The organism is Amycolatopsis nivea, assembly GCF_004522235.1.
In the GTDB taxonomy this organism is placed as follows: domain Bacteria; phylum Actinomycetota; class Actinomycetes; order Mycobacteriales; family Pseudonocardiaceae; genus Amycolatopsis; species Amycolatopsis nivea.
In genome coordinates this window covers 1-23,193 of sequence record NZ_SDLT01000035.1, presented here as the reverse complement: position 1 = coordinate 23,193, position 23,193 = coordinate 1, and the positions used below count along the sequence as shown (strand labels likewise).

Genomic DNA, 23,193 nt, shown 5'->3' with positions numbered 1-23,193 from the left:
GCGGTCGTCCTTCGTACAGAACCAGCCCGCGCAGCTCAGTGCCTCTCGGGGTCTTAGCGGCGCAACGGCACGAGGTCATCCGCGTGCACAACCTCCCGGCGATGCTCCACCGGGACCTCATGACTCGACCGGCCGATCAACGCAGGCAACTCCCCCGCATCGAACCCGACCACGCCACGCGCCACCGGGACATCCGCCGAATCCACCAGATCGACCACGTCACCGGCCTCGAAATCACCGTCCAAACCGGTGATTCCCGCCGCCAGCAGCGACCGGCGGCGCAAGATCGCTCGCACGGCGCCGTCGTCCAGGCGGAGGCGGCCGGAGGTGTCTGCGGCGTACCCGAGCCAGAAGCGGCGGGCCGACAGGCGGGTGTCGGCGGGCGCGAACGCGGTGCCCACGTTCGCCTCGCGCAGGGCGTCTCCGGCGTCGGCGGCGGCGGCCAGCAACACCGGGATTCCGGCGCCGGCCGCGGTGCGTGCGGCGGAAAGTTTCGAGACCATGCCGCCGGTGCCGAGGCCCGAGGACGACATGCCGACCGCGATGCCCTCCACATCGGACTCGCCGCGCACCTCGGTGATCTTGCGGGTCGCGCCGTCTCGCGGGTCGCCGTCGTACAGACCGTCCACATCGGACAGCAGGACCAGCGCGTCGGCGCCGACGAGGTGCGCCACGAGGGCAGCGAGCCGGTCGTTGTCGCCGAAGCGGATCTCTTGCGTGGCAACGGTGTCGTTCTCGTTCACGACCGGCACCGCGCCGAGCGCGAGCAGCCGGGAGAACGTGCGCTGCGCGTTGCGGTAGTGCGAGCGGCGGACGACATCGTCGGAAGTGAGCAGCACCTGGCCGACGGTCAGGGAGTAGCGGCCGAACGATTCCGCGTACGCGTGCGCCAGCGCGAGCTGCCCGACGCTCGCCGCGGCCTGCTGGGTGGCCAGGTCGCGCGGGCGCTTGCCCAGCTTCAACGGCGCGAGCCCGGCGCCGATCGCGCCCGAGGACACGAGGACGATCTGCGCGTCGCGGGCCACGCGGTCCGCGATGGCGTCCACCAGGGCGTCGAGCCGGGCAACGTCGAGCCCGCTGCCCGCGGTCGTCAGTGCCGAGGAACCGACCTTGACGACCAGCCGGCGGGCTTCCGCGATCTCCTGGCGCGTGCCGCTCACCGGTCGCGCTCCGCCTGCTCCTCGTCGTCCCACACGTCGTCCAGTTCGGCATCGATGGACGGGGTGGTCTCCTCGTCGACCAGGTCCTCGTCCTCGCCGGTGCCGTCGCGGCGGATCCGGCGGGCTTCCTTGCGGTCGGACGCGCTGACGCGGTCGGTGCGCTCCAGCCGGACGTCCGTGCCGCGGCCGGACAGGTGCACCGCCACACCCGGAGTGGAGGGCTGCCATTCGAACTGGATGTCGCCGATGGTGACCGGGCTGCCCGGGCGGGCGCCGTTCTTCGCCAGCGCTTCCTCGACGCCGAGCCGGTTGAGCCGGTCCGCCAGGTAGCCGACGGCCTCGTCGTTGGCGAAGTTCGTCTGCCGGATCCACCGCTCCGGGCGCGCACCGCGGACGATGAACCCGCCCTCTTCCTCCGGGTCGCGTTCGACGGTGAACCCGCTGTCGTCGATCGCGAGCGGGTGCAGCACGATCTTCTCCGGCTCCAGCACCGGCTGCGCTTCGCGATAGGTCTCGACGACCTCCGCCAGCGCGAAGGTCAGCTCCTTCAGGCCCTTGCGCGACGCGGTCGAGACCTCGAACACGCGCAGCCCGCGCGCCTCCAGGTCGGGACGCACGAACTCGGCCAGCTCGGCCGCTTCCGGGATGTCGATCTTGTTCAGCACCACCACGCGCGGGCGTTCCTCGAGCTTGCCGCCCAGCCCCGGCGTGTAGCGGGCCAGCTCCTCCTCGAGAGCGTCCACATCGGACAGCGGATCGCGGCCCGGCTCCAGCGTCGCGCAGTCGACCACGTGCACCAGCACGGCGCAGCGTTCGATGTGGCGCAGGAAGTCCAGGCCGAGCCCGCGGCCCTCGGACGCGCCCGGGATCAGGCCCGGCACGTCGGCCATCGTGAAGACCGACGACCCGGCGGTGATGACGCCGAGGTTCGGCACGAGCGTGGTGAACGGGTAGTCGGCGATCTTCGGCTTCGCCGCGGACAGCACGGAAATCAGCGACGACTTGCCCGCGGACGGGAACCCGAGCAGGCCGACGTCGGCGACCGACCGCAGCTCCAGCACGAGGTTCCGGCTCTCGCCGGGCTCGCCGAGCAGCGCGAACCCCGGTGCCTTGCGGGCCTTCGACGCGAGCGCGGCGTTGCCGAGCCCGCCGCGGCCGCCCTGCGCGGCGATGAACCGCGTGCCAGGGCTGGTGAGGTCCGCGACGAGTTCGCCGTCCTCGGTGAACACGACGGTGCCCGGCGGGACCTTCATCTCCAGGCCCTCGCCGGCGGCGCCGTTGCGGTTGCTGCCCATGCCCATTTTGCCGTTGCCGGCGCGGGCGTGCGGGCGGAAGTGGAAGTCGAGGAGGGTGTGCACGTTGGCGTCGACGACGAGGGTGACGTCACCGCCGTTGCCGCCGTTGCCGCCGTCCGGGCCGCCGAGCGGCTTGAACTTTTCGCGGTGCACCGAGGCACAGCCGTTTCCCCCGTCCCCGGCGGTCAGATGGATGACCGCGCGGTCCACGAACCGGGACGCCATGGTTCTGCCTCACTTCACGTGCGATGGTGCGAAAAAGTATCCGGACAAAAACAAACGAGGGGTGGTGCCGGAGTTATTCCGGTCCCACCCCTCGCTTGGAGGTTCTGACGCTATCGAGACCGAGAATCAGGCCTCGACTGGCACGATGTTGACCGTCTTGCGGCCGCGCTTCGAGCCGAACTCGACCGCACCGGCGGCGAGCGCGAACAGCGTGTCGTCGCCGCCACGGCCGACGTTCACGCCCGGGTGGAACTTGGTGCCCCGCTGGCGGATCAGGATCTCGCCCGCGTTCACCTCCTGGCCGCCGAAGCGCTTCACGCCCAGTCGCTGGGCGTTCGAATCACGACCGTTGCGGGAGCTGGACGCACCCTTCTTGTGAGCCATCGCTCATGCCCCTTCTTGAAAGCTTCAGTCCCGAAGATCCGAAGAACTACTTGGAGATGCCGGTGACCTCGACGCGGGTCAGCTTCTGCCGGTGACCCTGGCGCTTGTGGTAGCCGGTCTTGTTCTTGAACTTGTGGATCCGGATCTTCGGACCCTTGGTCTGCTCGACGACCTTGCCGATGACCGAGACCTTCGCCAACGCGTCGGCGTCCGTGGTGACCTCGCCACCGTCCACGAACAGCACGGCGGGAAAGGTGTGCTCGGTGCCCGGCTCGCCCTCGAGCTTCTCGACCTCGACGACGTCGCCGACGGCCACCTTGTACTGCTTGCCGCCGGTCTTGACGATCGCGTACGCCGACACGGATGTCTCCTGCATTACTCGACAATGGGTTAGGGGGCTGGCGCGGCCGGCCCGCCCGAAGACGGTCCAGGTGCTCGCGCAGCAACTCATGCTTGCGATGAGCCGTACTACAGGTTACGGGAGGCCCCGGGCGCTGCTGCACCCGGGGTACCCGTGGTGGATCAACTCTGGTCCGAAGCCTTCACCGGCGGCCCTGCCGGGCGCGAAGCTGCGCGGCGCGGACGGCGCCGGGTGCTGCGCACGGCCGGGGCCGGGACGTCGACCTCGGGTTCTTCGCCGGAGTCCGCTTCCGCGGCCTCCTTCGGGGCTTCCGCCTCCGGCGCGGCCTGGCTGGCCGCGGGCTCCGGCTGCTTCGCTTCCGGCTGCTGGACGGCGGCCGGGGCCTCCGTCTTGTCCTCGGCCTTGTCCGGCGCGGCGGCCTGCTCGACCGGCTGCTTGGCCGTCTCCTGGTCCTTCGCTTCGGCTTCTGGAGCGTGGTGCTCGTGCTTCGCCTTGGACGCGTTGGCCATGGCCTGCACCGCCGACACCACGGATTCGCGCTGCACCGGAGTCGGGGCCGGGGCGGCCTGCTCCGGCTTGGGCTCGGAGTGCTGCTCCTCGCCCTTGCCGCGGCCGCGGTTGCGCCGCGAGCTCTTGGTGTCGCCGCCGCCGTGGCTGTGGCCGTTGTGCCCGTTGCCGCCGTTGTGGCCGTTCCCGTTGCCGCCGCCGGTGCGCTGCGGTTCGGTGGACACGACGACGCCGCGGCCCTTGCAGTGCTCGCACGGCGTGGAGAACGCCTCGAGCAGCCCGGTGCCGATCTTCTTGCGCGTCATCTGCACCAGGCCGAGCGACGTGACCTCGGCCACCTGGTGCCGCGTGCGGTCCCGGCCGAGGCATTCGGTGAGCCTGCGCAGCACCAGCTCGCGGTTGGACTCGAGCACCATGTCGATGAAGTCGATGACGATGATGCCGCCGATGTCCCGCAGCCGCAGCTGGCGGACGATCTCCTCCGCCGACTCCAGGTTGTTGCGGGTCACCGTCTCCTCGAGGTTGCCGCCCGAGCCGGTGAACTTGCCGGTGTTGACGTCGATGACGGTCATCGCCTCGGTGCGGTCGATGACCAGGTAGCCGCCCGAGGGCAGCCAGACCTTGCGGTCGAGCGCCTTGGTGATCTGCTCGTCGATCCGGTGGTCGGCGAACGCGTCGCCGGTGCCGGTGTAGCGCTTGAGCCGGTCGGCGAGGTCGGGCGCGACGTGCTGGACGTAGTCGTTGATCGTGTCCCAGGACCGGCTGCCCTGGACCTCCAGCTTGACGAAGTCCTCGGTGAAGAGGTCCCGCACGACCTTGACCAGCAGGTCCGGCTCTTCGTAGAGCATGGTCGGCGCGCTGCCCTTCTTGCCGGAAGCGGCCGCCGCCTTGTCCTTGATGACGTCCCACTGCGCCTTGAGCCGGTCGACGTCGCGGCCCAGCTCCTCCTCGCCGATGCCTTCCGACGCGGTGCGGATGATGACGCCCGCGTCCTCCGGGACGATCCGCTTGAGGATGTCCTTGAGCCTGCGCCGCTCGTTCTCCGGCAGCTTGCGGGAGATGCCGGTGGCCCCGCCCGCGGGGACGTAGACGAGGAAGCGGCCGGGCAGCGAGATCTGCGTGGTGAGCCGGGCGCCCTTGTGCCCGACCGGGTCCTTGGTGACCTGCACCAGGACGCTGTCGCCGGTGGAGAGCGCCTGCTCGATCTTGCGCGCCTTGCCTTCCAGCCCGGCCGAGTCCCAGTCGACCTCGCCGGCGTAGAGCACGGCGTTGCGGCCGCGGCCGATGTCGATGAACGCGGCCTCCATGCTGGGCAGCACGTTCTGGACGCGGCCGAGGTAGACGTTGCCGACGATCGAGCCGGTGCCCGACGACGTCAGGAAGTGCTCGACCAGGACCCCGTCCTCGAGCACGGCGATCTGCGTGGAGTCGCCCTTCTCGGCGACGACCATGGTGCGCTCGACCGACTCGCGGCGGGCGAGGAACTCGGCCTCGGACAGGATCGGGGCGCGGCGGCGGCCCGCCTCGCGGCCGTCGCGGCGGCGCTGGCGCTTGGCCTCCAGCCGCGTGGAGCCGCGGACGCTGCGCACCTCGTCGCGCGCCGGGCGCTCGGCCTCGGCGGCCTTGGCCTGGCGGACGTGCGTGACGGTGTTCGGCGGGTCGTCGGTGCCGGTCGTCTCGGCCCCGTCGTCGTCCCCGCCCTTGCGACGGCGGCGACGGCGGCGGCGCTTGCTGCCGCCGTCGGACTCGGCGTCGTCGTCGGACTCCGCCTCGGCGTCGCCCGCCTCGTCCGGCTTTTCGGTCTTGTCCTTGGTGTCCTTGGCGTCCTTGCCGCCGTCTTTGGCACCTTTGTCCTGCTGGTCTTCGGAGGTTTCGTCCTCGTTCTCGGACTGGGCCTCGTCGCCGCCCTTGCCCCGGCCGCGGCCGCGACGTCCGCGACGCCGCCGGCGGCGGCCGCTCGCGTCGTCGCCGTCCTCGTCGGAACGCTCGTCGCGGGCTTCGCCGGAGGTGTCTTCCTCAGCGGTTTCGGCGGTGCGGTCGGGACGCTCGGCCTGCGCCGGAGCCTCGCCGACGCCGAACAGCGGCTCGGGCTTGCTCCGCGTCTGCTGCGCGGGCTCGGGCGGCAGGAAGACCGGCGAGGGCGCGGCGAAGACCGGCACGTGCACCGGGCCGCGGGCCGGGGTGGCCTGCTCGGTTTCCTGCTGGTCGGCCGGGATCGCGGGCGCGACGGCGCGGCGCGAGCGACGGGTCCGGGTGCGCTTCTCGCCCGACTCCTGAGCGGCTTCCGGTTCGGCGGATTCGGCCGAGAACGGGCGGGCCGACCAGCCGGGGGCGGCGGCGCTGGGCTGCTCGGCGGCTTCCGAGGCGGTGCTCTGCTCAGCGGCGGCTTCCGGCGCGGGGGTTTCCGAGGCGGTGCCCGTCGCGTTCGCGGCAGCTTCCGGCGCGGTGCCCGTCGCCTGCGCGGCGGCGTCCGGGGCGGCGGATTCGCTCGAAGCAGTGCCCTGGTCGGCGGCCGCTTCCGGAGACGCGGTGGCCTGAGCTGCAGCACCCTGGGTGGCTTCCGGGGCCTCGTTCTCCTGCGAAACGCCGCCCTGCTCGGCGGCGTCCGAGGCCGCGGCCGTCTGGGCGGCATCGCCGACCTGGGCTCCCGCGGTCGCCTGGTCGCTGGCCTGCTCGGCGGCGCCCGGGGCGGCGGTCTCCGGGGCAGCGCCGACGGCGGTCTCGGCGGCTTCGCCGGTCTCGCCCGCGGCCTCCGCGTCGAGGATGACCGCGACGCGGTGCGCGACCTCCTTGGTCACGCTCGACTGGGCGCTGCGGGGGCTCTCCCCCAGCTCGGCGAGCTTGCCGAGCAGGTCGCGGCTGCTCAGGCCGAGCAGCTTCGCCAGCGCGTGCACGCGGATGCGCGGCGGCAGCTCGCCCAGCCTGCTGGTCGTGGGTGCGACGGTATTCCCGCCGGTCTGATCGGCGGGTGTGTCCGCGTTCGACATATGTCTCCTCCGCCCCCGGGCGCGTCAGCCGGTTCGCACCGGTGGTGACGCGGCCGCGCAGGGGCCCTTTCTGTTCCGTGCCCGCCGTGGTGGTGACCAGCGGCGGGAATCCTGCTGGCAGCCGTGCGGTCCGCCGGGTCGGCGGCCGCTCGGTTCCTGGTCTGCTCGGCGGGGTGCCGGCCTGCTCGCGACCCCCGGGCCACCCGCCACGACATCGACCTTGGCCCGGCCTCCCGGGGGCGACGCGCGTGGTGCCGGTCCGGCACTCCTCCGGGCCGCTCACGACGCGAGCGGGATGCCCGTCGGCGCAGCGGCCAACGCGAGTATCCCACACCCGGGGGGACACCCGGTGTAGTCGGTGTCCCGCGGCAGGCGCCCGGGCGTGCCGCGATCATGCGCCCGGGCGAACTTCCGCGCTTCGCTTGTCGCGCCGGGCCCGGGGTGGTTAGCGTGCGGGCTCGGGCGCTCGCGCGGGCGCCCGGCACAACCCTGCGCGCGGTGGGAGGTCCGGTGTCTGTGCTGGCGCGGCCGCTGCGGGCGGCCGTGTGCTCCTTCCTGGTCCTCGCCGGCTGCGCGGCGGTCTCCCCCGCCGCCGTCGCGAGCCCCGGATGCGCCTCGGGCGGGCGGGCGGTGCGCTACGTCGTCGCGTTCGACCGCGGGACCCCGGAATCTTCCGCCCGCCAGCAGGCGAGCGCGGGCTGCGGGCAGCTCGTCGGCTACTACCCGCAGGTTTCCGTGGCGGTCGTCACGTCAGCCGATCGGGCGTTCGCGGACCGTCTCGGCCCGGAACGGGCGTTCAGCGCGCAAGCCACCCGGACGGCCGCCGAACAGCCAGGCGCCGCCGCCCAGCCCGCTCGGGCCACACTCCCGCTCAGCGACCCGGCGCGAGTGCCCGCGGCGGACCTCTCCTCGCAGCAATGGGACATGAACCTGATCGGCGCCCCGGCCGCGCACCAGGTCACCGAAGGCAGCCGCTCAGTGGTCGTCGGCGTCCTGGACTCCGGTGTCGACCCGAAACACCCCGATCTCGCCGCAGCGATCGACCCGGACGATTCGGCGGGTTGTCTCACTGGCGTCCCGGACCCGAGCCCGGCCGCGTGGCAGCCGACGACCTCCGCGCACGGCACGCACGTCGCGGGCATCATCGCCGCGGCCGACGACCGCAAGGGCATCACCGGCGTCGCGCCGGGCGTGCGGATCGCGTCGGTGAAGGTGATCGACGACCGCGGCTACGCAGATCCCGAGGCGGCGGTCTGCGGGATCATGTGGTCGGCGGCGCGGCATCTGCCGATCGCCAACAGCAGCTGGTTCGTGAACCCGTGGTCGCTGTCCTGCGTGCGCGGCAACGACCGCGGCGTGGTGCACGAGGTGCTGGCGCGAGCCGTGGAGTACGCGACTTCCCAAGGCACGCTGAACGTCGCCGCCGCGACCAACGAGGCGGTCGACCTCACGCCGTCGGGCCGCTCGGGTTCGCCGTCCGCCGCCGGGAAGTGCGAGGCGCTGCCGGCCGGGCTGCGGGACGTGGTGACGGCGTCGGCGATCAGCCCGGACCGGGTGAAGTCGGGCTACAGCTCGTACGGGCTGGGTGTGGTCGATGTCACGGCCCCGGGCGGCGACGACGACCGCTGCGTGGTTTCGACCGTTCCCGGCGGTTACGCGCCGATGTGCGGGACGTCGATGGCCGCGCCGCACGTCGCCGGGGTGCTGGCGCTGCTCAAGTCGGTGCATCCCACGTGGACGGCCGCCGAGCTGCGCCGCGCGCTGGACTCCCGCGCGACGCCGATGCCGTGCCCGGACGACTACGACCTCACCGGCGACGGCGCCCAGGACGCCTACTGCTCCGGCTACGACGGATACAACGGCTTCTACGGCCACGGCCTCGTCGACGCCCGGACCGCGGTGGCGCCCGCGCAGAACGGACTGCCCAGCCCGGCCCGCTGAGCCGCGTTCAGCGTTCAGGTAAGCAGCAGTTTCGCGATCCTCCTTGTCGCGCCCCAGATCCCGATCGCGGCGAGCACCAGCAGGTACGCCAGGTTGCCGAGCATGCTCCAGGAGAAGATGCCGGTCGCGAGCCCGCGCATCAGCTCGATCCCGTGGTAGAGCGGGAAGCAGCGGACCGCCCACTGCAGCGCCTCCGGGTAGACCGTGATCGGGAAGAACGTGGTGGAGAACAGGAACATCGGCATCAGGACGAGCTGGATGTAGTCGAATTGCGACGTCGACTTCAGGAAGCTGACCAGCGCGATGCTGATGGCCGCGAACGCGAACGACACGAGCAGCGCGGCGGGCAGGAGCAGCAGCGCCCACCACGACGTGAGCAGCCCCATGACGCCGGTGACCGCCAGGAACGCGACCGAATACAGGCCGCCGCGCATCATCGCCCACGCGATCTCGCCGAGCGCGACGTCGAGCGGACCGACCGGGGTCGCCAGCATCGCGTCGTACGTCTTGGCGTAGCGCAGTTTGAAGAACAGGTTGTACGTGCACTCGAAGACCGCGCCGTTCATCGCCGACGACGCCAGCAGCGCGGGCGCGACGAACGCGACGTAGCTCATCGGCTGCCCGTCCGGCCCCGGCACGGTGGTGACCAGTTTGCCGAAGCCGACCTGGAACGCGAGCAGGTAGAACAACGGCTCGAGCGCGCCGGACGCGAGCATCGTCCACGACCGTCCGTAGACGGTGAGCGCGCGTTCGATCAACGCGGTGGCGCGGCCGCTGTACATGCCCGCGGGCAAGACTCGAAGCAGAATTCCGCGCCGCTGCGGGAGAATCGGGGCGCTTTGCAGGTCGGTCATCACGCCACCAGCCGTCGGTAGAAGCCGCGGTGCGCGATCGTCCAGCCGATCGCCACCAGTGCTGCCAGATACGCAAGGTGCCCGAGCACCGGGAGCAGCTCCCTCCCGCCGAGCGTGGCGGCTCGGGAAAGCTCGGTGCCGTGCCACAGCGGGGAAATCCAGGCGAGCCAGCGCAGGTACAGCGGCAGCTGAGTGATCGGGAAGAACGTGCCGGAGAACAGGGTCATCGGGATGACGACGAACCGGAAGATCAGCCCGAACCGCTGTCCCTCGTCGAAGGTCCACGCCGCCAGCCCGGCGATCAGCGATCCGCACGCGAGCCCGGTGAGGACGCCGACGAGGACCACCAGCAGCGCCCCCGCGTTGTCCCAGGCGCCGAACAACCACGCGATGAGCGCGTAGACCGTGCCGGAAAGGGCGAGCCGCAGCATGGTCCAGATCTGGTGCCCGCCGAGGACCTGGCCCGGGGACACCGGCGTCGCGGTGACCGCCAGATAGTCCTTCTGCCATTTGAATCCGCTCAGGACCGGATAACTCGATTCGCTGACGCCCTGCTGCGCCGCGCCGGCGACGAGCAGCGCCGGGGCGACGTACACCAGGTACGACACCCCGCCGGTCGCCGGACCGGCTTTGACCTGCGAGCCGAACCCGAGCCCCATCGCGGCGAGGAACAGCACCGGTTGCAGGCCGGTGGAGTAGACCGTGCTGAGCCAGTGCCTGCGGTACCAGGTCCAGTAGCCCTCGACGCGCAGCCAGGCGCCGTGGAACCGGCCGACGACGCGGCCGGTGGCGGGAATGGTCATCAGTCCACCAACGTCCGGCCGGTGAGGCGGAGGAAGACGTCCTCCAGGGAACTGCGCCGGACGAGGCTCGACAACGGGCGCAGGCCGCGTTCGTGCGCGCGCTCGAGGGTGGCCTCGCCGGTCATCGTGTAGAGCAGCACCCGGTCCGGGAGGACCTCGACGCGCTCGGCCAGCCCGTCGAGCCGGTCGGCCGCGTCCTGCTGCTCCCCCGGCGCGAACCGGAGCTCGACCACTTCCCGGGTGGAATGCCGCGCGATCAGGTCGGCCGGCGAGCCTTCCGCGGCGATCCGGCCTCCGTCCATGACGACGAGCCGGTCGCAGAGCTGTTCCGCTTCGTCCATGTAATGGGTGGTGACGATGAGCGTGGTGCCTCGGGCCTTGAGCCGGAAAAGCCGGTCCCACAACAGATGCCGCGCCTGCGGATCGAGCCCGGTGGTCGGTTCGTCGAGCAGCAGCAGTTCCGGATCGTTGACCAGCGACCGGGCGATGGTGAGCCGCCGCTTCATGCCGCCGGACAGGGAATCGACCGGTTTCTCGGCACGGTCGGACAGCTGCGCGAACTCCATCAGCTCGACCGCCTTCCGCCGCACGTGGGCGCGGGAAAGGCCGAAATAGCGGCCGTAGACGTGCAGGTTCTGCCGGACGGTGAGCTCCACGTCGAGGTTGTCCTCCTGCGGCACCACGCCCAGGCGCGCGCGGATCCGCGGCCCGTCCGCGTTCGGATCCATGCCGAGGACGCGCAGATCGCCGTCGCTGCGCGGGGACACGCACGCGATCATCCGCATCGTCGACGACTTCCCCGCGCCGTTGGGCCCGAGGAAGCCGAACGCCTCCCCTCGCCGCACCTCGACGTCGATGCCGCGGACTGCCTCGAATTCTCCGAACCGTTTGACCAGCGCCTTCGCTTGCACGAGGGCTGGTTCCGATGCCGACTCTCCCACGAGGACCGACAGTAGAGGGAGGCACCGACAATTCTCGACCGGTTTCCCCGCCGCGGGTACGGCATCCGGGTGGATCTCCGGCCGGGGCCGGGGAAACGACGAGCCCGCGGCCCAGCGAAAAGGCGGGGCGGCCCGAAGACCGCCCCGCCTCTCAAAAACTCAGCGCACCGTCAACGACACCGACCGGGACACCCCGTTCACCGTCACCGAGATCTCCGCCGTCCCCGGGCGCAGCCCCCGCACCGTCCCGGTGGCCGGGTCGAGCGACACCACGTCCCACGGCGCGGGCGGCCAGCTGCCGATGTGCACCCCGCGACCGCCCCAAGCCGCGCTCACCGGGTACGCCACCGGAATCGACCGGCCCTCTTGCGTCACCGCGGCGGTCACCTTTCCGGTGCCGCCCCACGAAAGAGTGCCCGGGCCGGTCACCGTCAGCGCGTCGACGTTCGGGCGCGTTTCGAAGCGCACCGGCTGGCCGCGGTCCGAGGGGTCCACTCGCACCAGGGTCCAGCCGACGAAGCCGCCGTCGCCGGGGGCCGCGGCGGGGGTCTTGCCCGAGTTGCCGTTCACCAGGTACGGCACGCCGTCCGTGCGCGACAGGCCGAACACTCCCGCGTGCGAAGCCAGCGAGGCGGCCGGTTTTCCGGACTTCTCCTCGAAACCGGTCAGCCACGTCTGCAGCAGCGCGGCCTCCTTCCGGTCGCCCAGCTGCGAATTGCCGGTCGGGCTCGGGTCCTTCACCGGATGGTGCATCGCGACGACCACACCACGCACGGAACGGTCCTTCGCCGCGTTGTCGAGCGCCTCGCGCAGCGTGCGCACCTGGTCGAATCCGCCCGCGCGCAGCGAGCCGCGCGAGGAATCCATCAGGATCAGCCGCACGCCGTGGACGTCGACCACGCGGTGCGTTTCCCCGAATGCGTCCTGGAAGTTCTTCAGGCCGTTGCCGCCCTCGGCTTCGTGGTTGCCTGGCACGTAGTACCAGGGGACGCGGCCGTCCAGCTCTTCGGTGATGATCTTGCGGGCCAAGACGAAGTCCGGCGCGGTGCCGCGGTCCACGAAGTCGCCGTTGATCAGCACGAGATCCGGTTTCGCGGCAACCGCCTCGCGCAGTGCCCGGCGTGCTTGGGCGACGAGCGGACCGTCCGGAGCGTCGGCGGTGAACTGGGCGTCGCTGACGACCGCGATCTTGAGGCCGCCCTTGCCGAGGGTTCCATTGGTGACCAGCGCCGGGTCCGGGACGGCCGGATCGTGCGGCACGGCCGTGGTCGGCGCGACCTCGAAGGTGAGGTCGTTGAACACCAGTCTGCCCTCGTACTGCTTGCCCGCCGCGGTTTCCACGGCATAGAACCGGGTGAGGCGCTGCCCGTCGGGCAATCCGGCGGGCACCGCGGCGGTCACGTACCGCCAGCCGGTCCAATTCACACTCAGCGCAAGGTCCACAATGGACGCGGTGTTGGCGCCGTCGCGGAGTTCCGCGCGGATCCAGGCGCCCTTGCCGTCTCCGTTGATCCACATGCCGATCTTCTGCGTGCCAGCCGGAACCGAGATCGGGTTGGCAGCGTTGACATACGCGGCGCGCGTGGCGGTCGTGCCGGTGAGGCGGTAGTCGAGTGCCAGGCCCTTGCCGCCGTTGCGTCCCTCTGCCGACGAAAGCGCGGCACCGACGACGGCCGGGTACACCGTGGCGGACCAGCCTTCCGGGCCAGCCAGCGGTGCGGCGACCTTGGCTTCGGTGCCCACCGACGCCGCCAAGTGCATGGTCTTCCCGCCCGCGTGCACGGTGACCGCGGTGGCCCCGGAAGCGGTCTTCGCGGTGACTGCGAACCCCTTGCCCGACGGCTCGATCTTCACCACGGCGGGGTCGTATTCGAGCTTCACGTCGGACGGTTCGATCCAGGTGCCGTAACCGTCCGCGTCGTAGCCGTAGACCTGGAACTCGCCGCGCGCCTCCGCACCCGAAAGCGCGACCTGCTTGGTGCTCGCGCCGAGGCGGACCGGCTTGCCCAGCACGGTCAGCTTCGTGCGGCCGTTCACGAAGTTCTGGTGCGCGGTGACCGTCACGTCGGCTCGCGCGTCCGGGTGCAGGAAGTCGGGCTGCGCGGTGAAAACGTTCTTCGTGACAGTGCCGCGGAACGGGTTCGACGTGGTCCAGAACGGGCGCGACGCCACTGCGGCACCCGTCTCGTCGTGGCCGTTCGGCACGAGCGCGCGGCTCAGGCCGGACAGCACGCGCGTCGAGTTGTCGCCCTCCTGCGCGGGGGCGGGCGAGAAGCCAGTCAGCCGTCCGCTGCCGGCCACCGTCGCGAAGCCGATGCCGTTGGGCACCAAGCGTTCCCCGCCGTCCGAAGGCGAGTTGCGCACCGACGGCGCAGCCTCTCCTTCGTTGCGCGCGAGCAGCGTCGAGGAGCCGCCGCCGTCGAGGTTGATCGCGTCGTCGGCACCCAACCGCTTCAGCTGCCGGGCCATTTCCAGCTCGGTCATCCCGCGGCTGTCGGCCTGGCGGCCGTCGACCGTGACGAGCCACATCCGCTTGCCGTCAGCGGAAAAGCCGACGCCGGTACGCGGCGCGAGGGTGACGTCGTCAAGCTGCTGGAGCTGCCCGTCCTTCAGCAGCGTTTTGTTCCCGCCGACCGCGACCGCGATCTTGCCCGCGTCGGTCCGCGGCGCGTACGAAACGCCCACGCGATCACCGACGTGCAACGCCGCCAACGCGTCCGCACCAGCTTCGCGACCGAGCAGCAGCGTGCTTCCCGCCGGAATCGGGCCGTCCGCGGGCTTCGGACGCACCTGCGTCACCACACCATCGCGGACCTCGACCTCGACGACCTTCTGCGCGCCGGCGACCGACGTCGCGCGCGCCGAAGCGCCCCAGAGCGGCGTGTAGACGCCGAGCGCGTCCTTGCCGAGCACCGGGCTGTTGAAGTTCGTGGCGGGGACAGCTCGGCCGTCCGGCAGCGTGACCGACGCTTCGAGGAAGATGTCGGCGAGCTTCGCGCGTCCCTCCGCGGTGATCGCCGCGGTGGTGTTGTGGCCGGACGCGGGCGCGTTGTGCAGCTCGCCCTTGTCGATGCCGACGCCGAGCGGCGCGCCGGAGGCGTTGATGTCGAAGAAATCGCCGTTGACGCCCGCGACCGCACCGGCGCGAGCGACCTGCTGAGACAGCGGGGTGCGCGCGGAAACGGTGCCCGGACTGAGGTAAGTCGGCTTCAGGACCTTGCTGGTGAGGTCGACGCTCAGCGCGTCGCCGCGGATCCAGCCCTTCGGGTCGAAGCGGTCGAACTGAGTGAGGTTCAGACCAGGCGCCACCGCGTTGGTGGCGCTGCTGGTCTCGAGGCCGTCGTCGGCGGCGGGCGCCGCGGCGATCGCCGGGGCCTCCCGGGCCGAGGAGAAGGCGGAAGCGCTCTCGACCGGCGGCGGGCCGAGCGGAGCGGAGAGCGGGCCGGCATGCGCAGGCGTGGCCAGCGTCAGCACCAGCAGGGCGCCGAGCAGCACGGATCTTGATCTTTTCACCAGGTACCCCACGATCGCGAAAATGGCTCAGGTCAGCCAAATCCATCGGCGCGACCGCCGGAAGGCCCTGCGGTGAACGGGACCTGAATGGCGCAGGATTATCCGCTCAGGGGGTCATGCGCGCGGCGAGAAACTCCTTCGCGACGGCCTCGTCGCCGTCGATCTCCGGCTGCGCGTCGGTGCGCTTCCACAGCGACACCAGCAAATCCTGCGCGGGCACCGCGACCGTGGCCACCGCTTCGCCCTCGCCCAGCTCGGGCGGTTCGCCGGGCACGACGGTCCACGAGTGCCCGGTGTCGGTGGTGCGCACCGTGATCGGCGCGGCCAGCGGAACCTCGTGCTTCCAGCGCGCGACTCGCGGCAGCATCGTGCCCAGCACCTCGAAGACGCCGTCCGCGGCGATCAGCGGATCAAGCCGGGTCGTTGCGCCGCGTGCGCCGAACAAGTCGACCAAATGCACGGCAGTTTCGTGCACCTGACGGCGGAACCAGAACGCCTTGGTCTTCTCCGCGGCACCGAAAACCCAGCACGCGTCGGCGGGGTCGGCCGTGGCGAGCGCGTCCAGCAGTTCGGCCGCGCTCTCGGCGTACCAGGGCGCGAGGTCGCCGCTCGGCGTGACGTCGAATTCCTGCTTGCTCAGCTCGCCGGTGCGGACGATGCCCGCGGCCCACCGGTGCACATTGCCCAGATGCGCGACAAGGTCGCGCTTGGTCCAGTCTCCGCAGTACGGGACCGGGTTGTCCAGGTCGCCCTCGGCTTCCGCGGCGAAGGCCTCGGTGAGCGAGCGCAGGTGCGGCAGGTAATCGCGCGGCGGCAGCGGCAGGGCAGTCACCGGTGGAGGTTAACCGATGCGCCGAGCTCCCGGCAGCGGATTAAGCGCCCGGAAACACGAACGCCGGGCCGGGACCGCAGTCCCTGCCCGGCGTCCGCGAGGGTCAGTGCCGGTTCAATGCCGGTTCAGCCGGATCACAGGTCCGGGAACCACAGCTTCAGCTCGCGCTCGGCCGACTCCGGCGAGTCCGAACCGTGCACCAGGTTGTACTGGGTCTCCAGCGCGAAGTCGCCGCGCAGGGTGCCCGGGGTGGCCTTCTCGACCGGGTCGGTGCCGCCGGCGAGCTGGCGGAACGCGGCGATCGCGCGCGGGCCCTCGACGGCCAGCGCGACGAGCGGGCCGGACGTGATGAACTCCAGCAGGTCGCCGAAGAACGGGCGCTCCTTGTGCTCCGCGTAGTGCTCCTCGGCGACGGAGCGCTCGACGGTGCGCAGTTCCAGCGCGGCCAGCTTCAGGCCCTTGCGCTCGATGCGCGAAACGACCTCGCCGACGAGGCCGCGCGCGACGCCATCGGGCTTGACGAGGACCAGCGTGCGTTCAGTCACGACGGTATTTCTCCTTGTGCGGATTCGTGTTATTCGGCGCTGAGCCTATCCGACGCGCTTGCCGGGCCGGTCAGCGCCGCTGCGGCTGCAGCGTCTTGGACCACAGCGAGGCCCCGGTCGCGTCGCGAAGATCGACTGTCAGCGCCCCGCTCGCACCGTCCACATTCACCTCGCCGAAGTGCTGGAACCCTTGCACCGGCGAGGAATTCTGCGTCTGCGGGGCGTGCACGAACACCGCTTCCGGGCCGAACGTCGGGTCGAGTTTGTTCGGGCCGAACGCACCGGCGTTGAGCGGGCCGGAGACGAATTCCCAGAACGGGTCGAAGTCCTGGAACGCGGCACGCTCGGGCGAATAATGGTGCGCGGCGGTGTAGTGCACGTCAGCGGTCAGCCACACGACATTGCGCACACGGTTGCGCGAGATCTGCCGCAGCACCCAGGCCAGTTCGGTCTCGCGGCCGCCGGGCGCGCCAGGCAGGCCGTTGGCGACCGCCTCGATGTCCTTGCCGTCCGGCACGACGAGGCCGATCGGCATGTCCGCCTGGACGATCTTCCAGGTCGCGGTGCTGCGCCGGAGCCCGTCGGCCAGCCAGCGGGCCTGCGCGTCGCCGAGGATGTGGCCGGGTTTGGTCTGGTCCGAGGTGTTGGCGTCGCGGTAGGTGCGCATGTCGAGGACGAACACCTCGACCCGGCTGCCGTAGCGGAAGCTCCGGTAGACCCGGCCGTCGACGGCCTGGCGGCGGTCGATCGGATGCCATTCGTGGAACGCCTGGAACGCGCGCTGAGCGAGGACGTCGGCTCGTTTTTCGGTGTATTCGGGGCGGTCGTTGAGGATTTCGCCCGGGTACCAGTTGTTGACTACCTCATGATCATCCCACTGGACATAGGCGGGCACCTCTGCGGCGAACCGGCGGAAATTGGCGTCCAGCCGGTTGTAGGCGTGCTGTCCGCGGTATTCGTCGAGGGTTTCGGCGACCTTCGACTTCTCCGGCGTCACGATGTTGTGCCAGGTGCCCGCGCCGCCGGGCAGCGTGACGGTTTCGGTGAGCGGGCCGTCGGCGTACACCGTGTCGCCGCTGTGCAGGAAGAGGTCGGGACGGCGGTCGGCCATCGCGGAGAAGATCGTCATGCCGCCGAGGCCTGGGTTGATGCCGTAGTTCTGGCCGACGACGTCGCCGCTCCACAGGATCCGCGTGTTCGCGCGGCCGACCGGCGCGGTGGCGAACCGGCCGGCGACCGGCTCGCTCGCACTGCGGCCGTCGAGGTCCACGGCGGTGACGCGGTAGTGGTATTCGGTGCCCGGGGCCAGCCCGGCGACGCGCACCTTGCCGGTGCCGCCGGTGGCGGGCGTGACGAACGGGCCGGGCACCCGGCGGGCGTGCCGGAACGACGGGTCGCGCGCGACCTCGACCATCAGCCGCGCCGGCCGGTCGGCCCGCGACCACACGATGCCGGAGCCGGTGGTCACGTCCCCGGACGCGACGCCGTGGGCGAGCACCGGACGGTCGCGGCGGACGAGCGGGGCGGCCGAGGCGGAGCCGGGCAGGAGCAGCCTGCCTGCCGCGGCGAGCGCGGGGACGGCGATCCCGGCTTTGAGCACGGAGCGCCGGGAAGGGGTCGTTTCGGTCATGGCGGCCGTTCTATCCGGCGACCACGGCCAAGCGGCCAACTCGGGCTGACCGCCGGGTGAACGGCTCACCCGGCAGGAGGAAGCTCACAGCCGGCCGTCACGCTCGGTGTGCTTCCCGAACCATCTCGTGCTCGCACTCGCTCGGTCCGGACAACGGACGCTCCACGAACCCGTGCCGTTCGTACAGCGCCATGGCGTGCTCGTTGCCGCCCGCGACGCGCAACGCCAGCTCGCCCGCCCCGCGCCCTTCGCTCCAGCGCACGACGGCCCGGACGAGCGCGTCCCCGACTCCCCTGCCGCGCGCCGACGGGGCGACCCACATCGACAGCAGCTCGGCTTTGTCGCCGCGTTCGGAAAGGTGCCCGCTGACCATCCCGGCCGGAACGCCGTCGAGGTCGGCCACGACGTTGAGCGACACGTCGCGCAGCCGGGCCCGCCAGCGCGGTTCCGCGTCGCCTTCGCCCTGCCAGTCCGCGAGTGTCGAGCTGAACGCCCCCGGGTCCTCGCGCAGCGCCGCCAGCCGGAGGTCGCGCCACTCCGCCCAGTTCTCCGCGCTCAGCTCGCGCACCACGATCACACTTGCACCGTCGCCGTGGCGGCCCGGCCGTTACATCGGAATAGGGTGAAACCATGCGCATCGACCGGCTCGACCACCTCGTCCTCACCGTCGCCGACCTCGGTGCGACGGTCGATTTCTACACGCGCGTCCTCGGCATGACCGAGGTGACGTTCGGGGCCGGCCGCAAGGCGCTGGTGTTCGGCGCCAGCAAGATCAACCTGCACGAGGCCGGGCACGAGTTCGAGCCGAAGGCGGACCGGCCGACGCCGGGCAGCGCGGACCTGTGCCTGATCACGGCCGATTCGCTGGAGCAGGTCGTCGAGGACCTCGCCGCGCACGGGGTGCCGGTCGAGGAGGGCCCGGTCGACCGCACGGGCGCGACCGGGCCGATCCGCAGCGTGTACTTCCGCGACCCGGACCGGAACCTGATCGAGGTCAGCGTCTACCGCTGAGCCGCACCTCGCGGGAGTGCCGCGGCGGAGAGCGCGGGGCTCAAGCCTGCGGCTGCTGCTGGCTCGGCAACGTGCCCGCCGCCATCCGGCGCGCGACGTCGCGGCGCAGCCACAGGAACCACACGAACGCGGCCAGGAAGATGACGCCGATGATCGCGATCGCGGGCTGGGTGATCCCGATCCCGATGATCGCCAGCTGCAGCAGCAGGATCACCGGCACCGCCCAGACGTGCTTGAGCATCCCGCACAGCACGATCAGCACCACGGCCAGCGCGATGACCGTCCAGCCGGTGAAGCTCGTGATGCCGCCGCCGAGCTTGGCGACCACCGGCAGCGCGAGCGCGACGGTGATCGCTTCCATGATCAGCGTGCCCGCCATGACGCCGCGGAAGCCCTTCATCGGGTCCTTCGCGGGCGGCTTGACCGGCGTATCGGGCGTTTCCGGGGTTTCGCTCATGCCGGCTCCTTCCCGAACAGCGTGCGCGCGTCGCCCGCGGTGACCACGGATCCGGTCACCAGCACGCCGCCGCCCGCGAGCGGTTCCTCCGGGTCGTCGTTCTGCTCCACGAGGCCGATCGCGGTCTCGATCGCGGTCTCCAGGTCGGGTTCGGCGAGCACGCGGTCCTCGCCGAAGATCGACGCGGCCAGTTCCGCCAGGTCCTCGACCGGCAGCGACCGCGGCGACGAACTGCGCGTGACCACGACGTCGGAGACCACCGGCTCCAGCGCGTCCAGAATGCCGCGCGCGTCCTTGTCGGACAGCACGCCGACGACCGCGACGAGTCGGCGGAAGTTGAACTCGTCGGTGATCGTCGTGGCGAGCGCCCGCGCGCCCATCGGGTTGTGCGCCGCGTCGACCAGCACCGCCGGGGCGGCCCGCACGCGTTCGAGCCTGCCCGGGTTCTCGACCTCGGCGAACGCCTCGCGCACCGCCTCGACCACGAGCTGCTTGTCTTTGCCCGCCCCGAAAAACGCCTCGACCGCGGCCAGCGCGAGGGCCGCGTTCGCCGCCTGGTGCGCGCCGTGCAGCGGCAGGAAAATCTCGTCGTAGACGCCGCCGAGGCCCTGCAGCTTCAGCATTTGCCCGCCGACCGCGACCTCGCGTTCGAGCACGCCGAACTCGCTGCCCGCGCGCGCCACCGCGGCGTCGACCTCGACCGTGCGCTTCAGCAGGACGTTCAGCACCTCGGGGTCCTGCTCGCCGATCACCGCGACCGACCCGGGCTTGATGATCCCCGCCTTCTCCGCGGCCGCGTCGACCGCCGTCGGGCCGAGGTATTCGGTGTGGTCCAGCCCGATCGGCGTGATGACCGCGACCTGGGCGTCGGCGACGTTCGTCGCGTCCCACGCGCCGCCCATGCCCGCCTCGAGCACCGCGGCCTCGACCGGCGCGTCGGAGAACGCCGCGAACGCCATCCCGGTGAGCACCTCGAACTTGCTCATCGGCACGCCGTCCTCGCTCGCGCCGTCCACCATCGCCACGTACGGCGCGATGTCCTGGTACAGCTCGGCGTAGCGGGCGGCGGAGACCGGCCGGCCGTCGAGCGCGATCCGCTCGGTGACCAGCTGCAGGTGCGGGCTGGTGTAGCGGCCCGAGCGCAGGCCCATCCGGGTCAGCAGCGAATCGACCATCCGCGCGACCGAGCCCTTGCCGTTCGTGCCCGCGACGTGCACCACCGGGTAGCCGTGGTTGGGCTCGCCGAGCAGCGTCATCAGCGCCTGGATCCGGGCGAGCGACGGTTCGAGCTTCGTCTCCGGCCAGCGCTGGTTCAGCTCGGCCTCTGCGGCCATGAGGTCGCGGCGGGCCTCCGGGCCGTTCTCGTCGCCGAACTCGGCGGGCGCGCCCTCGTCGTCGAGTTCGTGCAGCTCAGTGCCCTCTTCGACGGACAGGTCCGGGACCGGGCCGAGCGCCAGGTTGTCGCCGAGCTGGCCGATGCCGCCGATCCCGCCGCGCGCACCGCCGCCGACGGTGTAGGCCGCGTCCGGCGCGTCGAGGTCCGGCTCCAGCTCGTTCCCGGGATCGTCCTCGTCGTCGCTGTGCGCGAGCGCGCCCAGTTCGTCGACCCCCGCGAAACTGTCCGGATCGGCGAGATCCGGCCGCCGGGTCTCCTCGGGCTCCTCACCGCGCGGCACTCGTGCACTCCTTGAAGTCGCTGTCCCGGCGCGGTCGCGCGACCGGGAAGACCAGGCGAAAGGTTCGGCCCGGCACACCGTCGAGCGTACCCGGGGCCGCCGCGCGCCCAGCGGCCCCGGGGCTTCGGCGTGATCGCGCCCGCAGGGATCCGTGGCAAGGTCGGGCGCATGCCCTTCGACCACAACCACCACTACCACCCGGCCCTGCTCCGCCTCCTGCCGCCGGGCCCCGGCCGCGCCCTGGACGTCGGCTGCGGCGACGGCCGGTTCGCCCGCAAGCTGGCCGCCGCCGGCATGACCGTCGAAGGCATCGACACGTCGGCGGAAATGATCACCCGCGCGACGTCCGCCGGTTCGCCAGGACCAGGCACCGTGGAATACCGCCGCGCAGACGTGACGACCGACCCGCTGGAACCCGAGGCGTACGCGTACATCTCCTGCCTGGCCTCCCTGCACCACGTCCCGTTCGAAACCGTCACGAGACTGCGCGACGCCCTCGCCCCCGGCGGCGTCCTCGCCGTCCTCGGCTGCGCCCGCCCGAGCCACCCCGGCGACTACGCCCGCGAACTCGTCGCCGTCCCCGCGAACCTCGCGGCCAGGCTGATCGTCTTCGCCGGCGACCGCCTCAACGGCGGCCCGGATCCGGTCGCCAAGGCCCCGGTGCACATGAAATTCCCGCCCTTGACCGACGTCCGCCGCGACGCCGCCCGCCTGCTTCCCGGCAGCACCGTCCGCCCGCTGGTCTTCTGGCGGTACCTGCTGACCTGGCGGAAACCCGCAGATCACCCAGCAGCCGGGTGAAAAGCCGCCCCGACCACCCGATCGGCGGAGAGCGCTCGCGCCCCGCGTGCCGAAAGGTAAAGCGGGTCGACCGCTAGGGAGGACGGGTTCCGCATGCGCACCATCCGAATCGTGCTGGCCGCGATCGCGGCCATCGCACTGCTTCTGTCGACGGCAGCGGCCGCGAGCGCCGCGCCCCGGCACTACCGTCATTACGTCGCCTTGGGCGACTCGTACACGTCGGGCCCGCTCATCCCGCTGCCCAGGCTGGATCCGTTCGGCTGCTTCCGCTCGACGTCCAACTACCCGTCGATGGTCGCGGACTCCCTCGACGTGGACCGCTTCACCGACGTCAGCTGCGGCGGCGCGAACACCTCGCACATGACCGCCCCGCAAAGCGTGCCGCTGGGCCAGAACGCCCCGCAGTTCTCCGCACTGCGCTCCGACACCGACCTGGTGACGGTCGGCATCGGCGGCAACGATTCGGGCCTGTTCGGCAAACTGGTGGACACCTGCCCGACCCTGCGCGCCTCGGACCCGACCGGAAACCCGTGCCAGAAGCACTTCACTGTCGACGGCGTGGACACGATCAAGGCGCTGCTCCCCAAGACCCAAGCAGCCATCCAGCAAGTACTGGCCGGAATCCACGCCCGCTCGCCGCACGCGAAGGTGCTGGCCATCGGCTACCCGCGCATCGCCCCCGCAGAAGGCTATTGCCCGAACGTCCTGCCCTTCGCGAACGGCGACTACGCCTGGCTCTCGAGCGTGGAAGAAGCCCTGAACGCAGCAGTGAGCAACGCAGTGGAGGCGGACGGCCAATCGTCCTATGTGGACACCTACACCCCGTCCTTCGGCCACGACGCCTGCAAAGGCCCAGGCGTAGCCTGGATCAACGGCAAAGACCTGAACCTGCTAGCCGCCGCCCCCTACCACCCGCTCTACGCAGGAATGGCAGGCGAAGCAAAGGTAATCCGCCAACAACTCCGCTAAAAGCGAGTGAGGGCCACCCCGACGGAACCAGATTCCCTCAGGGCCCCCCTCACGGCCAAAAACCGCACCAGTGCACCCAACAAGCGAGGCACCCACACCACCCCCGCACCCCGATACGAAGCCCAAATGCGGACGGCGGGTGCTTGTCAAGGCATCTTTCCCGCCTTGACAAGCACCCGCCGTCCGTCATCACAATCAGCTTCGGGGTGCCCCACGCAACCAAGTGGGCGCAATGTCGCCGCCAGGCGACGAGCCGCCTAAGAACTCCTAACAGAGTGAGAGGTTGACCAGTCGGCGCCAG

19 protein-coding genes are annotated in these 23,193 nt (G+C 71.3%); 4 read left to right on the top strand and 15 right to left on the bottom strand.

The features are described 5' to 3' along the window. Positions 1 to 53: 53 nt before the first annotated feature. The 5 genes from proB to EIZ44_RS32500 all read right to left on the bottom strand — a co-directional run bounded on the left by proB (position 54) and on the right by EIZ44_RS32500 (position 6,919). Positions 54 to 1,160, bottom strand: a complete 1,107-nt coding sequence (gene proB, locus EIZ44_RS32520; RefSeq protein WP_134732974.1) for a glutamate 5-kinase — start codon at positions 1,158 to 1,160, stop codon at positions 54 to 56. Then, positions 1,157 to 2,680 carry a GTPase ObgE gene (gene obgE, locus EIZ44_RS32515; RefSeq protein ID WP_134732972.1) on the bottom strand — a complete coding sequence of 508 codons (1,524 nt, stop codon included), beginning with the start codon at positions 2,678 to 2,680 and terminating at the stop codon, positions 1,157 to 1,159. Before obgE ends, proB begins: the two co-directional genes overlap by 4 nt. A gap of 126 nt (positions 2,681 to 2,806) precedes the next feature. Beyond that, on the bottom strand, positions 2,807 to 3,064 hold the full coding sequence (gene rpmA, locus EIZ44_RS32510) for a 50S ribosomal protein L27 (protein WP_009081082.1): 258 nt from the start codon (positions 3,062 to 3,064) through the stop codon (positions 2,807 to 2,809). Positions 3,065 to 3,110: 46 nt separating this feature from the next. Next, the gene (rplU, locus tag EIZ44_RS32505) at positions 3,111 to 3,425 is read right to left on the bottom strand and encodes a 50S ribosomal protein L21 (RefSeq protein WP_037813760.1); all 315 of its coding nucleotides are present in this window, start codon (positions 3,423 to 3,425) and stop codon (positions 3,111 to 3,113) included. 161 nt (positions 3,426 to 3,586) lie between these two features. Further along, the gene (locus EIZ44_RS32500; protein ID WP_134732970.1) at positions 3,587 to 6,919 is read right to left on the bottom strand and encodes a translation initiation factor IF-2 N-terminal domain-containing protein; all 3,333 of its coding nucleotides are present in this window, start codon (positions 6,917 to 6,919) and stop codon (positions 3,587 to 3,589) included. A gap of 510 nt (positions 6,920 to 7,429) precedes the next feature. Here EIZ44_RS32500 and EIZ44_RS32495 point away from each other — a divergent pair. Further along, positions 7,430 to 8,860, top strand: coding sequence for a S8 family peptidase (locus EIZ44_RS32495; protein WP_134732968.1), 1,431 nt, complete (start codon positions 7,430 to 7,432; stop codon positions 8,858 to 8,860). A gap of 14 nt (positions 8,861 to 8,874) precedes the next feature. Here the strand turns inward: EIZ44_RS32495 and EIZ44_RS32490 are convergent, their stop codons facing one another. From EIZ44_RS32490 to EIZ44_RS32455, 8 genes are all read right to left on the bottom strand, one after another. Next, on the bottom strand, positions 8,875 to 9,714 hold the full coding sequence (locus EIZ44_RS32490; protein WP_037814200.1) for an ABC transporter permease: 840 nt from the start codon (positions 9,712 to 9,714) through the stop codon (positions 8,875 to 8,877). Beyond that, positions 9,714 to 10,517, bottom strand: a complete 804-nt coding sequence (locus EIZ44_RS32485; protein WP_134732966.1) for an ABC transporter permease — start codon at positions 10,515 to 10,517, stop codon at positions 9,714 to 9,716. Before EIZ44_RS32485 ends, EIZ44_RS32490 begins: the two co-directional genes overlap by 1 nt. Then, positions 10,517 to 11,458: an ABC transporter ATP-binding protein gene (locus tag EIZ44_RS32480; protein ID WP_043837293.1), complete on the bottom strand. Its 942-nt coding sequence runs from the start codon at positions 11,456 to 11,458 to the stop codon at positions 10,517 to 10,519. The genes EIZ44_RS32485 and EIZ44_RS32480 overlap by 1 nt, the downstream gene beginning before the upstream one ends. Before the next feature lie 159 nt (positions 11,459 to 11,617). Then, positions 11,618 to 14,953 carry a phosphodiester glycosidase family protein gene (locus tag EIZ44_RS32475; protein WP_134732964.1) on the bottom strand — a complete coding sequence of 1,112 codons (3,336 nt, stop codon included), beginning with the start codon at positions 14,951 to 14,953 and terminating at the stop codon, positions 11,618 to 11,620. Between the two features lie 124 nt (positions 14,954 to 15,077). Beyond that, positions 15,078 to 15,803 (bottom strand): maleylpyruvate isomerase family mycothiol-dependent enzyme, encoded by a 726-nt coding sequence (locus EIZ44_RS32470; protein ID WP_134732962.1) that lies wholly within the window; start codon positions 15,801 to 15,803, stop codon positions 15,078 to 15,080. 134 nt (positions 15,804 to 15,937) lie between these two features. Next, on the bottom strand, positions 15,938 to 16,348 hold the full coding sequence (gene ndk / locus EIZ44_RS32465) for a nucleoside-diphosphate kinase (RefSeq protein ID WP_020660996.1): 411 nt from the start codon (positions 16,346 to 16,348) through the stop codon (positions 15,938 to 15,940). Positions 16,349 to 16,418: 70 nt separating this feature from the next. Next, entirely contained in the window at positions 16,419 to 17,978 is a 1,560-nt protein-coding gene (locus EIZ44_RS32460; RefSeq protein WP_134732960.1) for an alkaline phosphatase D family protein, read from the bottom strand. Positions 17,979 to 18,075: 97 nt separating this feature from the next. Next, positions 18,076 to 18,555 (bottom strand): GNAT family N-acetyltransferase, encoded by a 480-nt coding sequence (locus EIZ44_RS32455; protein WP_134732958.1) that lies wholly within the window; start codon positions 18,553 to 18,555, stop codon positions 18,076 to 18,078. Between the two features lie 53 nt (positions 18,556 to 18,608). Here EIZ44_RS32455 and EIZ44_RS32450 point away from each other — a divergent pair, with 53 nt between their 5' ends. Then, positions 18,609 to 18,989, top strand: a complete 381-nt coding sequence (locus EIZ44_RS32450) for a VOC family protein (RefSeq protein ID WP_134732956.1) — start codon at positions 18,609 to 18,611, stop codon at positions 18,987 to 18,989. A 40-nt stretch (positions 18,990 to 19,029) separates the two neighbouring features. Here the strand turns inward: EIZ44_RS32450 and EIZ44_RS32445 are convergent, their stop codons facing one another. Both EIZ44_RS32445 and folC read right to left on the bottom strand, forming a co-directional pair. Continuing rightward, a complete protein-coding gene (locus tag EIZ44_RS32445; protein WP_037813787.1) occupies positions 19,030 to 19,446 on the bottom strand; it encodes a DUF4233 domain-containing protein in 417 nt (138 codons plus the stop codon). Then, positions 19,443 to 21,122 carry a bifunctional tetrahydrofolate synthase/dihydrofolate synthase gene (folC, locus tag EIZ44_RS32440; protein WP_134732954.1) on the bottom strand — a complete coding sequence of 560 codons (1,680 nt, stop codon included), beginning with the start codon at positions 21,120 to 21,122 and terminating at the stop codon, positions 19,443 to 19,445. Before folC ends, EIZ44_RS32445 begins: the two co-directional genes overlap by 4 nt. 168 nt (positions 21,123 to 21,290) lie before the next feature. On the opposite strand from folC, the gene EIZ44_RS32435 reads away from it, so the two are divergent. Continuing rightward, entirely contained in the window at positions 21,291 to 21,923 is a 633-nt protein-coding gene (locus EIZ44_RS32435; protein WP_134732952.1) for a class I SAM-dependent methyltransferase, read from the top strand. Positions 21,924 to 22,016: 93 nt separating this feature from the next. Beyond that, on the top strand, positions 22,017 to 22,892 hold the full coding sequence (locus EIZ44_RS32430) for an SGNH/GDSL hydrolase family protein (protein WP_134732950.1): 876 nt from the start codon (positions 22,017 to 22,019) through the stop codon (positions 22,890 to 22,892). The last annotated feature ends 301 nt before the right edge of the window (positions 22,893 to 23,193 follow it).

Coding starts and splice junctions, on each gene's coding strand:
- EIZ44_RS32485 (WP_134732966.1), bottom strand. CDS start 10,517: ATGACCATTCCCGCCACCGGCCGCGTCGTCGGCCGGTTCCACGGCGCC.
- EIZ44_RS32430 (WP_134732950.1), top strand. CDS start 22,017: ATGCGCACCATCCGAATCGTGCTGGCCGCGATCGCGGCCATCGCACTG.
- rpmA (WP_009081082.1), bottom strand. CDS start 3,064: ATGGCTCACAAGAAGGGTGCGTCCAGCTCCCGCAACGGTCGTGATTCG.
- EIZ44_RS32490 (WP_037814200.1), bottom strand. CDS start 9,714: ATGACCGACCTGCAAAGCGCCCCGATTCTCCCGCAGCGGCGCGGAATT.
- EIZ44_RS32445 (WP_037813787.1), bottom strand. CDS start 19,446: ATGAGCGAAACCCCGGAAACGCCCGATACGCCGGTCAAGCCGCCCGCG.
- EIZ44_RS32435 (WP_134732952.1), top strand. CDS start 21,291: ATGCCCTTCGACCACAACCACCACTACCACCCGGCCCTGCTCCGCCTC.
- EIZ44_RS32500 (WP_134732970.1), bottom strand. CDS start 6,919: ATGTCGAACGCGGACACACCCGCCGATCAGACCGGCGGGAATACCGTC.
- EIZ44_RS32460 (WP_134732960.1), bottom strand. CDS start 17,978: ATGACCGAAACGACCCCTTCCCGGCGCTCCGTGCTCAAAGCCGGGATC.
- EIZ44_RS32450 (WP_134732956.1), top strand. CDS start 18,609: ATGCGCATCGACCGGCTCGACCACCTCGTCCTCACCGTCGCCGACCTC.
- obgE (WP_134732972.1), bottom strand. CDS start 2,680: ATGGCGTCCCGGTTCGTGGACCGCGCGGTCATCCATCTGACCGCCGGG.